This is a genomic window from Serratia proteamaculans (assembly GCF_004684015.1).
Taxonomy (GTDB): Bacteria; Pseudomonadota; Gammaproteobacteria; order Enterobacterales; family Enterobacteriaceae; genus Serratia; species Serratia proteamaculans_F.
Map to the genome: position 1 here is coordinate 182,387 of NZ_SRIA01000017.1, position 11,955 is coordinate 194,341.

The window sequence follows — 11,955 nt, forward strand, 5'->3', positions numbered from 1 at the left end:
AAAAACACCGGTTACAACGGATCGACCTTCAGGCAAGAAACCGCATGGCGGAAGCTGCCTTCCAACAGCGGACGCGTTTTGGCGCATTCCGGCCCGGCAATCGGGCAACGAGTACGGAACACGCAGCCGGATGGCGGGTTAATGGGCGAAGGCAGTTCCCCTTCCAGCAGTTGGATCTGTTTGTCCTTCTCCTTGTCCGGATCCGGAACCGGCACCGCTGACATCAGCGCTTTGGTATAAGGGTGCTGCGGGTTGTGATACACCTCATCATAGGTGCCCAGCTCTACCGCATGACCCAGATACATTACCAGCACGCGGTCAGAGATGTGTTTTACCACCGCCAAGTCATGGGCGATAAAGATCAGCGACAGGCCCATTTCGCGCTGCAGTTGCTGCAACAGGTTCACTACCTGTGCCTGAATCGACACGTCCAGCGCCGAAACCGGTTCATCGCAAATCACCAGTTTGGGCTCCAGGATCAGAGCACGGGCGATACCGATACGCTGACACTGGCCGCCGGAGAACTCATGCGGATAGCGGTTGATCAGGTTTGGCAGCAGGCCAACCTTCAGCATCATCGCCTTGACCTTGTCCTTCACTTCCTGACGCGGCATTTTTGGGTAATAGGTGCGCAGTGGCTCGGCAATGATTTCACCGATGGTCATACGCGGGTTCAGCGATGCCAGCGGATCCTGGAAAATCATTTGGATATCGCTACGGGTTTTACGCCAGTCAACGTCACTCATACCGAGCAGGTCTTTACCCAGCCAGGCCACGCGCCCGCTGGTGGCTTTCACCAAACCAATAATGGCGCGGGCGAAGGTTGATTTACCACAACCCGACTCACCCACCACACCCAGAGTTTCACCTTCGAACAGGCGCAGCGTCACGCCGTCAACGGCCTTCAGGGTTTTCGGCGGCTGCCAGAACCACTGTTTGTCATCATGAATGTCGAAGTGCACTTTCAAATCAGCCACTTCGAGCAGAACTTTCTTGTCGGTTACCGTACTCATACCAACGCCTCCACCGGTTTAAAGCAGGCACGCAAGCGCCCTTCACCAAATTGCTCCAATGGCGGAGCGCTCGAACATTGCGGCATCGCGTACGCACAACGCGGCTGGAACGGGCAGCCTTTCGGCAGACGCAGCAGGTTCGGCGGGTTACCGGGGATGGTCATCAGCGCCTCACCCTCGGCGTCCAGACGCGGTACCGCATTGAGCAAACCAATGGAATAAGGATGGCTTGGGTGATAGAACACATCACGCGCACTGCCGTATTCCATGGTTCGCCCGGCGTACATCACCAGTACTTTATTACAGATACCGGCGACAACACCCAGGTCGTGAGTGATCATGATGATAGCCGTGTTGAACTCGCGCTTGAGCTCATTAAGCAAGGTCATAATCTGTGCCTGAACCGTCACGTCCAGTGCGGTGGTCGGCTCATCGGCAATCAACAGCTTCGGCCGGCACAGTAGCGCCATGGCAATCATTACACGCTGGCGCATACCACCGGAAAACTCATGCGGATACATGCGCATGCGCTTACGCGCTTCCGGCATTTTAACCGCATCGAGCATGCGAACCGACTCTTCAAAGGCTTCGCTTTTACCCATTTTCTTGTGCTGCATCAGCACTTCCATCAACTGCTCGCCAACGCGCATATAAGGGTTGAGCGATGTCATTGGGTCCTGGAAGATCATCGAAATCTCTTCTGCCCGCAGCTTGTTGAGCTGCTTTTCCGGCAGGTTGAGGATTTCACGGCCATTAAATTTGGCCGAGCCGCCAATGCGGCCATTGCTGGCCAACAATCCCATCAGCGCGAAAGCGGTCTGGGATTTGCCGGAGCCCGATTCGCCCACGATCCCCAGCGTTTCGCCGGCGCGCAGGTCAAAGTTCAGGTCGTTAACGGCCGTCACATCACCGTCCGGCGTGCCGAAGGTCACGCGCAGGTCTTTGACATCCAACAATAACGACGATTTCACGGCGGTGCTGGTTTGCAATTGCGGATTTTCAATGGTGCTCATGATTGCACTCCTTAACGATCTTTCGGGTCGAGGGCGTCACGCAGACCATCGCCGATAAAGTTGAAACAAAACAGAGTGACAACCAGGAAACCCGCCGGGAACAGCAGCAACCACGGTGAAACTTCCATCGAGTTGGCGCCATCGCTCAGCAATGCACCCCAGCTGCTTAATGGCTCCTGGGTACCCAGCCCCAGGAAGCTGAGGAAGGATTCGAACAGGATCATGCTCGGCACCAGCAATGAGGCATATACCACCACCACGCCGAGCACGTTCGGCACGATGTGGCGCAGTACGATATTGCGGCTGGAAACCCCGCATACCAACGCCGCTTCGATAAACTCTTTACGCTTCAGGCTCAGGGTCTGTCCACGCACAATACGTGCCATGTCGAGCCAGGACACCATGCCGATCGCCACAAAGATCAGCAGAATGTTTTGACCAAAGAAGGTCACCAGCAGGATCACGAAGAACATAAACGGGAAGGAGTTGAGGATCTCCAGCAGGCGCATCATGACCGAGTCAATTTTACCGCCCAGGTAACCGGACATGGCGCCGTACAGGGTGCCGACAATCACCGCCACCAGCGCGGCGGAAACGCCAACCATCAGCGAGATACGCCCGCCAATCGCCACGCGCACCAGCAAATCACGCCCGGAGGAATCGGTACCGAAGTAGTGCCCCGCATCGAAAGCCGGTGCCGCCGACATCATCGCCCAATCGGTATCGTCATAGGCAAACTGTGACAGCCAGGGGGCTACAATCACAAACAGGGTAATCAGCGCCAGCACGAACAGGCTACTGACTGCCGCACGGTTGTGCACAAAGCGGCGACGGGCATCCTGCCACAGGCTGCGCCCTTCCACTTCGAGCTTTTCGCTGAAGTTCTCCAGAGCCTCGCTGTTCTTTTTCGTCAACATCATTTGCGTGCTCCAGCTTAATAACGAATTTTTGGATCGATAACGGCGTACAGCACGTCGACGATCGCGTTAAACAAAATGGTCAGGCCACCCACCAGAATGGTCAGGCTCAATACCAAAGAATAATCGCGGTTCAGCGCACCATTCACAAACAGCTGGCCGATACCTGGCAGGCCGTAAATGGTTTCAATGACCATTGAACCGGTGATGATGCCGACAAACGCCGGGCCCATATAGGAAAGCACAGGCAATAACGCCGGCTTGAGCGCATGGCGGAAAATGATGCGACGCATCGGCAATCCTTTGGCGCGGGCGGTGCGGATAAAGTTTGAGTGCAGCACTTCAATCATCGATCCGCGCGTGATACGGGCAATACTGGCAATATAGGCCAGTGATAACGCCACCATCGGCAAGATGATGTATTTCGGTGCGCCACCGTTCCAACCACCGCCTGGCAGCCACTTCAGCGTGATGGCGAAAATCAGCACCAGCAACGGCGCCACCACGAAACTGGGTATCACCACCCCGGTCATGGCAAAGCCCATCACCGTATAATCCCATTTGGTATTTTGATTAAGTGCGGCAACCACCCCGGCGCTAACCCCCAAGATGACCGCCAGCAAAAATGCGGCAAGACCCAATTTGGCGGAAACCGGGAATGAAGACGCCACCAGATCGTTAACCGAGTAATCTTTGTATTTGAATGAAGGCCCAAAATCCCCTTTCGACAGTTGCACCAGATAATGGCCGTACTGTTTCCAGATCGGATCGTTCAAATGATATTTGGCCTCGATATTGGCCATCACTTCCGGCGGCAATGCGCGCTCGCCAGTGAATGGGCTACCGGGAGCCAAACGCATCATAAAGAATGAGATGGTAATAAGGATAAATAGTGTCGGGATCGCTTCTAACAAGCGACGAAATATAAATTTAAGCATTGCCCTAACCCTGTGCTGCAGCCTGATAACGGCTTATTATTCTCAACATGGGCCGGCGGTTCGCACCGCCGGCACTTACCATATCAATGCTTGATGATGTACAGGTTTTTGTCATACACGTTATCAAGTGGGTCTTTACCGGTGTAACCGCCAACATAAGGTTTCACCAGACGAGCATTCACATAGTAATAAACCGGAACAATGGCAGAGTCTTTATCCAGCTGTACTTCGGCTTTCTGATACAGTTCTGCACGTTCTTCTTTGGTTTTCGCCGTCAGCACATTCGCCATCAGCTTATCGAACTCCGCGCTCTTATAGTGCGGGGTGTTACTACTGCTGTCAGACAACATCATGTTCAGGAACGAGCTTGGTTCGTTATAGTCGGCACACCAGCCGGCACGCGCTACGTCATAGGTCCCCTGATGACGGGTATCCAGGAAGGTTTTCCACTCCTGATTCACCAGCTTCACGTCTACACCCAGGTTTTTCTTCCAGATAGAAGCCGCGGCGATCGCCAATTTTTTGTGCAGATCTGAAGTGTTGTACAGCAATGAGAACGTCAATGGTTTGCCCGGACCGTAGCCCGCTTCAGCCAACAGTTTCTTCGCTACTTCGTTACGTTTTTCCTGTGTCCAGCCGAACCACTCTGGTGGCGTCAACTTGGCACCATCAGCATAAGGAGGTGTGAAGCTGTAAGCCGGCAGATCGCCCTGGTTTTTCACTTTATTGGTGATGATGTCGCGATCCAGCCCCAGTTTCAGCGCCTCACGCACGCGCTGATCGGTAAATGGCGCTTTCTGGTTGTTGATCTCGTAGTAATAAGTACACAGATATGGATCGACGTGAACTTCTTTCGGGATCTCTTTTTTCAACTTCTGGAACAGTTCAATCGGCATGTTGTTATAGGTCATGTCGATTTCGCCGGTGCGGTAGCGGTTTACGTCGGTCACTTCCGACGAAATTGGCAGGAATGTCACTTTATTAATGATGGTTTTCGCGTTATCCCAATATTCCGGGTTACGCTCCAGTACGATACGTTCGTTAACCACCCAATCTTTTAACTTGTAGGCACCGTTGCTGACGTAGTTCGCAGGCAGGGTCCACTTCTCGCCAAACTTCTCGACCGCATCTTTAAATACTGGCTTCATCGCATAGTGCGGCGTCATTTCAACCAGATAAGGTACCGGCTCGGTCAGGGTGACCTGGAAGGTGTGATCGTCGATGGCTTTCACACCCAGTGTCGATTTGTCTTTTTTGCCGGCAATAATGTCATCGACGTTTTCTACATGAGCATATTGCAGATAGCTGGCGTAAGGAGATGCCGTTTTCGGATCCACCACGCGCTGCCAGCTATAAACGAAATCTTGCGCCGTTACCGGCTTGCCATTCGACCATTTTGCGTCTTTACGCAGATGGAAGGTCCATACTTTAAAGTCTTTGTTATCCCAGCTTTCCGCCACGCCCGGAACGATAGAGCCATCCGGGCTGTTGTTGGCCAAGCCTTCCATCAAATCGCGCGTAACGTTATTTTCCGGAACACCTTCAATTTTATGCGGGTCCAAAGACTGTACTTCCGAACCGTTATTTTTAACGATCTCTTGTTTCTCTGCCAGCTGCACGCCTGCCGGTACATCGGCAGCGAAAGCACTTCCGGTTGCTGTGATACCCAGCGCGGCAATGATGCCGGCCGCAAGGATGGTTTTTTTCGTGATGTTGGTCATGTGTATACTCCAGTTTTTTATTATCACAGGCTCGTCGTGGAGCCTGCGTTGCCCGTGAGCGGACCTTGTTATACCGGCAGCCGTTGAACGAATACGGCAAGCGGCCTCCCCTGTATTACCCCCCCCTTGTTGGCGTGGCGTAATACCCCTCGTTACTGCTTGATGATGTACAGGTTTTTTACATCGGTGTAATCCAGCGGGTCTTTACCGGTAAAGCCCCCCACCGACGGTCTGATCAGACGTGCGCTGACGCGGTAATACACCGGGATCAGCGCCGAGTCTTTATCCAACTGAGCCTCCGCCTGCTGGTAAAGCGCAGCGCGCGCCGCTTCGTCCGGCGCTTTTAGCGTGGCGGCCATCAGGGCGTCAAACGTCGGGCTCTTGTAAAAAATGGTATTGATGCTGCTGTTGGAGATAACCAGATTCAGGAAGGCACTCGGCTCGTTATAGTCACCGCACCAGGTGGCACGCGCGATGTCGTACTGACCTTGATGGCGGCTTTCCAGCGAAGTTTTCCACTCCTGATTGCGCAGCGTGACATCTGCACCAAGGTTTTTCTTCCACATTGACGCGGCAGCAATCGCCTGCTGTTTATTTTGATCTGAAGTGTTGTACAGCAACGTAAACTTCAGCGGTTTAGCCGCGCTGAAGCCTGCCTCGGCCAACAATTTTTTCGCCTCAGCATTGCGTTGATCCTGGCTCCACCCTGCCCATTCCGGCGCCGTAAATTTGGCACCCTCGGTAAAGCTCGGGGTAAAGCTGTAGGCCGGGATCTGCCCCTGACCCATGATCTTGTTGGCAATGATGTCGCGATCCAACGTCAGTTTCACTGCAGCTCGTACCCGGGCATCGGTAAAAGGTGCGCGTTGGTTGTTGATCTCGTAATAAAAAGTGCACAGGTAAGGATTAACGTGCAATTGCTCAGGGATCTCGCTCTTCATTTTCGCAAACAGATTCGGCGGGATGGCGCTGTTGGTGATATCAATTTCACCGCTGCGGAAGCGGTTGACGTCACTGACCTCTGAGGAAATCGGCAAGAAGGTTGCCTGATCGATAACCGTTTTCTTGTTGTTCCAGTAGCTCGGGCTGCGCTCAAGCACGATGCGCTCATTCACCACCCAATCTTTCAAGCGATACGCACCATTACCGACATAGTTGGCAGGCAGCGTCCACTTGTCGCCAAACTTCTCAACCACCGAGCGTTTTACCGGTTTCAACGAAGTGTGGCTCAGCATACTGATAAAATACGGCACCGGCTCACTCAACGTGACTTGCAACGTTTTATCGTCGATAGCTTTAATACCGAGCGTCTGCGGGCTTTGCTTGCCCGTCAGAATGGCGTCGATATTTTCAACTTTGGCGTACTGCAGGTAGCTGGCATAAGGTGAGCCAATTTTCGGATCGGCCAGGCGCTGCCAACTGTAGACGAAGTCCTGCGCAGTAACTGGGGAGCCGTCACTCCAAACCGCATCGGGACGCAGATGAAAAGTCCAGGTTTTAAAACCCTGGTTTTCCCAATTTGTCGCCGCAGCAGCGACCACGTGCCCATTGGCGTCGGTGCTGACCAGCCCTTCCAGCAGGTTCAGAATAATATTGCTTTCCGGTATGCCTTCAACCTTGTGCGGATCCAATGAAGCCACTTCCGAGCCGTTGTTAATAACAATTTTCTGCTGCTCTGCCAATTGCACCCCGGCCGGAACATCAGCCGCCTGAGCAGAATAAACGGCGCTGATACTCAGCAAACCGGCAATCAACATAGCCAATGGAGTGTGCTTTAGGGTTTGCTGCATGGTCGAGGCTCCTTTTCACCAACAAACATTGCTTATCGATATTCGTGAAGTATTTATAAGAATTCTAAATAAACAGACACCAGCAAAAATCGTTCCCACTTTGTCGACGCGATACCGTTAATTACGCGTAGAAAGTTGCTCGGAAATTAGCAGAAGGCAATTTCCATAGCCAATAATTTTTACAGAAATGTTAAGCAATTCTCTTTTATTGCATCAGACGGGTTTTGTCGCCCTGACGAAGGGGTAACAAAAAATCAACTCAACCAATTGATTTTAATCATTAAAATTTGAATCATCACCATCAAAGCCGTACGCAGCGAACCCACACACCTGATAAAGAAACATTCAGTTAACAAAGTCACCATTCAAAGAACAAACACCTGCTTATGTGCGGTTAATCACTAATAACACCTGGATGAAAGCGAGACAAGCCCTACAGAATGATGTGATTAAATTAACAGCAAATTTGATATTCGGGAGGCGAAAAAGGGCAGGAAGTGAGGAAGATAAGGGGTAAAAACAACGCTTAGAGCTTTTATTGAGCAACAAATTGAGATTTATGCCACATCATGGTGCAAGTGAATAAAATTCATTCATATTTCGCACTATATTAATGCGAGCTAATAATAGTTTTTATTTTTAAAATTAATTTGAGTCGCGAATCATCCTATTCGCGACTCATTCGGCTGATTACAACAAGCCGGGGAATATCGCCTTTATGCCAGTCACGATAAACTCGATGCCCAACGCCATCAGCAGCAACCCCATGATACGGGTAATGACGTTAATGCCAGTTTGCCCCAACAAGCGTACCAGCAAAGGCGCAGCCCGGAACAACAACCAGCAACAAAAGGCGAACAGCGCGATAGCCAGGCTAAACCCCAACAGGTTCTGCCAGCTATGGTAGCGGGAGCTCCAGACAATGGTGGAACTGATCGCGCCCGGTCCTGCCATCAGTGGCAATGCCAATGGCACGACCCCAATACTTTCACGGATCGCGCTCTCTGATTTTTCCTGTTTGTTCTGTTTGTCCTCACCCAGCTTGCCACTGATCATCGACATGGCAATACTGACCACCAGGATGCCGCCGGCAATACGGAACGAGTCAATAGAGATACCGAACATGCGCAAAATCCCCTCCCCCAAAAACAGCGAGGTCCACAGGATGATGGCAACCGACAGGTTGGCGGTCAGGTTGGTTTTATTGCGCCCGGCCGCCGCCTGGTAGCTGGTCATGCTGATAAACACCGGCAAAATACCCACCGGGTTTACCAGCGCAAACAGGCCGACAAAAAATTTAATGAAGCCGGAAAAATCCAACAGAGATTGGCCCACAAATGACTCCGCTTTAATAGCTCTAAAAGTGACACTGCCTTCGCGCGCTAATGTAATAGAATTGCCACGGGTAATCCATTGCTCTTGAGCGAGATTTATCTCTATTTACACCCCTCCTGATAAGATAATTCTCTATTGTTAAAGCAATGTACGGTTTATGATTTTTTATGTTGAGAAAAGTGCCTGACATCGCAGTTATCAAGAATGATTCTCAAAAACCCTAGCTGAATGGTGTCAGCTTGCGTTTTTTATGATTTAAATCACAAAATCACTAACCAAGAGTAGTTAAGCTCTTAGTCGTAGTCAGGGAGTAGAACAGGTTAAGGAAAAAGTGGCATCTCTGTTCGCCCGCTGTCTTCTCCTGCTGAAGCATCGGGTAAAGCTCTTTAAGCAAATCAGCAGCATGCGACAAAAAATGGCGGAAAGCCTTTGTTTTTAAAGCGGCATTTTCCACCGAACTGTCTATACTACTTGCTCGCACGGCTGATTTACTGAAAGAGTTTAACATTATCAGGAGAGCATTATGGCTGTAACAAATGTCGCTGAACTGAACGAGCTGGTTGCACGTGTCAAAAAAGCCCAGCGCGAATATGCCAACTTCACCCAAGAGCAAGTTGACAAGATTTTCCGCGCTGCTGCCCTCGCCGCTGCCGATGCCCGTATTCCTCTGGCCAAACTGGCCGTTGAAGAGTCAGGTATGGGGATCGTTGAAGATAAAGTGATCAAGAACCACTTCGCATCAGAGTTTATCTACAACGCTTATAAAGATGAAAAAACCTGCGGCATCCTGGCCGAAGACCATACTTTCGGTACCATCACCATTGCAGAGCCTATTGGCCTGATTTGCGGTATCGTGCCTACCACCAACCCAACTTCTACGGCCATTTTCAAAGCGTTAATCAGCCTGAAAACCCGTAACGGCATTATCTTCTCTCCGCATCCACGTGCGAAAAACGCGACCAACAAGGCAGCGGATATTGTGTTGCAGGCAGCAATTGCCGCCGGCGCGCCGAAAGATATCGTCGGCTGGATTGACCAACCTACCGTTGAACTGTCCAACCAGTTAATGCACCACCCTGACATCAACCTGATCCTCGCGACCGGTGGCCCAGGCATGGTGAAAGCCGCCTACAGCTCCGGCAAACCGGCAATCGGCGTTGGTGCAGGTAACACTCCGGTTGTGGTTGACGAAACTGCGGATATCAAACGCGTTGTCGCCTCAATTCTGATGTCTAAAACCTTCGACAGCGGTGTGATTTGCGCCTCTGAGCAGTCGGTCATCGTGGTTGACTCCATCTATGATGCAGTGCGCGAACGTTTTGCTACCCACGGCGGCTACATGCTGCAGGGTAAAGAACTGAAAGCCGTACAGGACATTATCCTGAAAAACGGCGGCCTGAACGCGGCTATCGTTGGCCAGTCTGCACCGAAAATCGCTGAAATGGCGGGCATCAAAGTGCCGGCAAGCACCAAGGTGCTGATCGGTGAAGTGAAGCTGGTTGATGAAACCGAGCCTTTCGCTCACGAAAAACTGTCGCCTACGCTTGCCATGTACCGCGCCAAAGATTTTGCCGACGCTGTCAGCAAAGCAGAAAAACTGGTTGCCATGGGCGGTATCGGCCACACCTCTTGCCTGTACACCGACCAGGATAACCAGCCGGAACGAGTTGCCTTCTTCGGCGACAAGATGAAAACCGCGCGTATCCTGATTAACACCCCAGCATCTCAGGGGGGTATCGGTGACCTGTACAACTTTAAACTCGCTCCGTCTCTGACGCTGGGCTGCGGTTCCTGGGGCGGTAACTCCATCTCTGAAAACGTCGGTCCAAAACACCTGATCAACAAGAAAACTGTAGCGAAGCGAGCAGAAAACATGTTGTGGCATAAACTTCCGAAATCAATCTACTTCCGCCGTGGCTCACTGCCTATCGCGCTGGAAGAAGTAGCGACCGACGGGGCAAAACGCGCCTTCATTGTGACCGACCGCTACCTGTTCAATAACGGTTATGCTGACCAGATCACTTCCGTTCTGAAGTCTCACGGCATTGAAACAGAAGTGTTCTTTGAAGTTGAAGCAGACCCAACGCTGTCCATCGTGCGTAAAGGCGCTGAGCAGATGAACTCCTTCAAACCAGACGTGATTATCGCGCTGGGCGGGGGTTCACCGATGGATGCGGCGAAGATCATGTGGGTGCTGTACGAACATCCTGAAACCCATTTTGAAGACCTGGCGCTGCGCTTTATGGATATCCGTAAACGTATCTACAAGTTCCCGAAAATGGGCGTTAAAGCGAAAATGATCGCTGTGACCACCACCTCAGGTACCGGTTCAGAAGTGACTCCATTTGCGGTAGTGACCGACGACGTGACCGGCCAGAAATACCCATTGGCAGATTACGCACTCACCCCGGACATGGCCATTGTTGACGCCAACCTGGTGATGAACATGCCAAAATCCCTGTGCGCCTTTGGCGGCCTGGATGCGGTAACTCACGCACTGGAAGCTTACGTTTCAGTACTGGCGAACGAATACTCTGATGGTCAGGCGCTGCAAGCGTTGAAACTGCTGAAAGAGTATCTGCCAGCCAGCTATAAAGAAGGTGCCAAGAACCCGGTCGCCCGTGAGCGCGTGCACAATGCAGCGACCATCGCCGGCATCGCCTTCGCCAACGCCTTCCTGGGGGTTTGCCACTCAATGGCCCATAAACTGGGTTCTGAGTTCCACATCCCGCACGGCCTGGCTAACGCCATGCTGATCTCCAACGTTATTCGCTATAACGCGAACGACAACCCAACCAAGCAAACGGCCTTCAGCCAGTACGACCGCCCTCAGGCTCGTCGCCGCTACGCTGAAATCGCTGACCACCTCGGTCTGGGCGCACCAGGCGACCGTACCGCACAGAAAATCGAGAAGTTGCTGACATGGCTCGATGAGATCAAAGCTGAACTGGGCATCCCGGCATCCATCCGTGAAGCTGGTGTGACAGAAGCCGACTTCCTGGCCAAAGTCGACAAGCTGTCTGAAGACGCCTTTGACGACCAATGTACCGGCGCCAACCCGCGTTATCCGCTGATTGCCGAACTGAAGCAAATCATGCTGGATACCTTCTACGGCCGTAAGTTTAGTGAAGCGGAAGATGAAGAAGTTTTGGTAGCTCCAACTGCGGCCAAAGCGGAAAAAAAGTCCAAAAAATAACGGTTCATTGAACCAATAAAAAACCGCCGAAA

8 protein-coding genes are annotated in these 11,955 nt (G+C 51.9%); 1 reads left to right on the forward strand and 7 read right to left on the reverse strand.

Going from position 1 to position 11,955, the window contains the following annotated elements:
- Positions 1-11: 11 nt before the first annotated feature.
- From oppF to E5C26_RS13770, 7 genes are all read right to left on the reverse strand, one after another.
- Positions 12-1,013 (reverse strand): murein tripeptide/oligopeptide ABC transporter ATP binding protein OppF, encoded by a 1,002-nt coding sequence (oppF, locus tag E5C26_RS13740; RefSeq protein ID WP_112348478.1) that lies wholly within the window; start codon positions 1,011-1,013, stop codon positions 12-14.
- Entirely contained in the window at positions 1,010-2,026 is a 1,017-nt protein-coding gene (locus E5C26_RS13745) for an ABC transporter ATP-binding protein (protein WP_135316816.1), read from the reverse strand. Before E5C26_RS13745 ends, oppF begins: the two co-directional genes overlap by 4 nt.
- A gap of 11 nt (positions 2,027-2,037) precedes the next feature.
- On the reverse strand, positions 2,038-2,946 hold the full coding sequence (oppC, locus tag E5C26_RS13750; protein WP_012145425.1) for an oligopeptide ABC transporter permease OppC: 909 nt from the start codon (positions 2,944-2,946) through the stop codon (positions 2,038-2,040).
- Between the two features lie 14 nt (positions 2,947-2,960).
- Complete coding sequence (oppB, locus tag E5C26_RS13755) at positions 2,961-3,881, reverse strand: oligopeptide ABC transporter permease OppB (RefSeq protein ID WP_135316817.1); 921 nt, start codon at positions 3,879-3,881, stop codon at positions 2,961-2,963.
- A gap of 83 nt (positions 3,882-3,964) precedes the next feature.
- The gene (gene oppA / locus E5C26_RS13760; RefSeq protein WP_135316818.1) at positions 3,965-5,602 is read right to left on the reverse strand and encodes an oligopeptide ABC transporter substrate-binding protein OppA; all 1,638 of its coding nucleotides are present in this window, start codon (positions 5,600-5,602) and stop codon (positions 3,965-3,967) included.
- Positions 5,603-5,754: 152 nt separating this feature from the next.
- Positions 5,755-7,392, reverse strand: coding sequence for an ABC transporter substrate-binding protein (locus E5C26_RS13765; RefSeq protein WP_135316819.1), 1,638 nt, complete (start codon positions 7,390-7,392; stop codon positions 5,755-5,757).
- A 690-nt stretch (positions 7,393-8,082) separates the two neighbouring features.
- Positions 8,083-8,727, reverse strand: a complete 645-nt coding sequence (locus tag E5C26_RS13770) for a YchE family NAAT transporter (protein WP_012145429.1) — start codon at positions 8,725-8,727, stop codon at positions 8,083-8,085.
- Between the two features lie 523 nt (positions 8,728-9,250).
- On the opposite strand from E5C26_RS13770, the gene adhE reads away from it, so the two are divergent.
- Entirely contained in the window at positions 9,251-11,923 is a 2,673-nt protein-coding gene (gene adhE / locus E5C26_RS13775) for a bifunctional acetaldehyde-CoA/alcohol dehydrogenase (RefSeq protein ID WP_135316820.1), read from the forward strand.
- Positions 11,924-11,955 lie beyond the last annotated feature (32 nt).

Excerpts from the sequence above, each read along its gene's own strand:
- oppF (WP_112348478.1), bottom strand. The coding sequence starts at position 1,013 with ATGAGTACGGTAACCGACAAGAAAGTTCTGCTCGAAGTGGCTGATTTG.
- E5C26_RS13765 (WP_135316819.1), bottom strand. The coding sequence starts at position 7,392 with ATGCAGCAAACCCTAAAGCACACTCCATTGGCTATGTTGATTGCCGGT.
- E5C26_RS13745 (WP_135316816.1), bottom strand. The coding sequence starts at position 2,026 with ATGAGCACCATTGAAAATCCGCAATTGCAAACCAGCACCGCCGTGAAA.
- adhE (WP_135316820.1), top strand. The coding sequence starts at position 9,251 with ATGGCTGTAACAAATGTCGCTGAACTGAACGAGCTGGTTGCACGTGTC.
- oppA (WP_135316818.1), bottom strand. The coding sequence starts at position 5,602 with ATGACCAACATCACGAAAAAAACCATCCTTGCGGCCGGCATCATTGCC.
- oppC (WP_012145425.1), bottom strand. The coding sequence starts at position 2,946 with ATGATGTTGACGAAAAAGAACAGCGAGGCTCTGGAGAACTTCAGCGAA.
- oppB (WP_135316817.1), bottom strand. The coding sequence starts at position 3,881 with ATGCTTAAATTTATATTTCGTCGCTTGTTAGAAGCGATCCCGACACTA.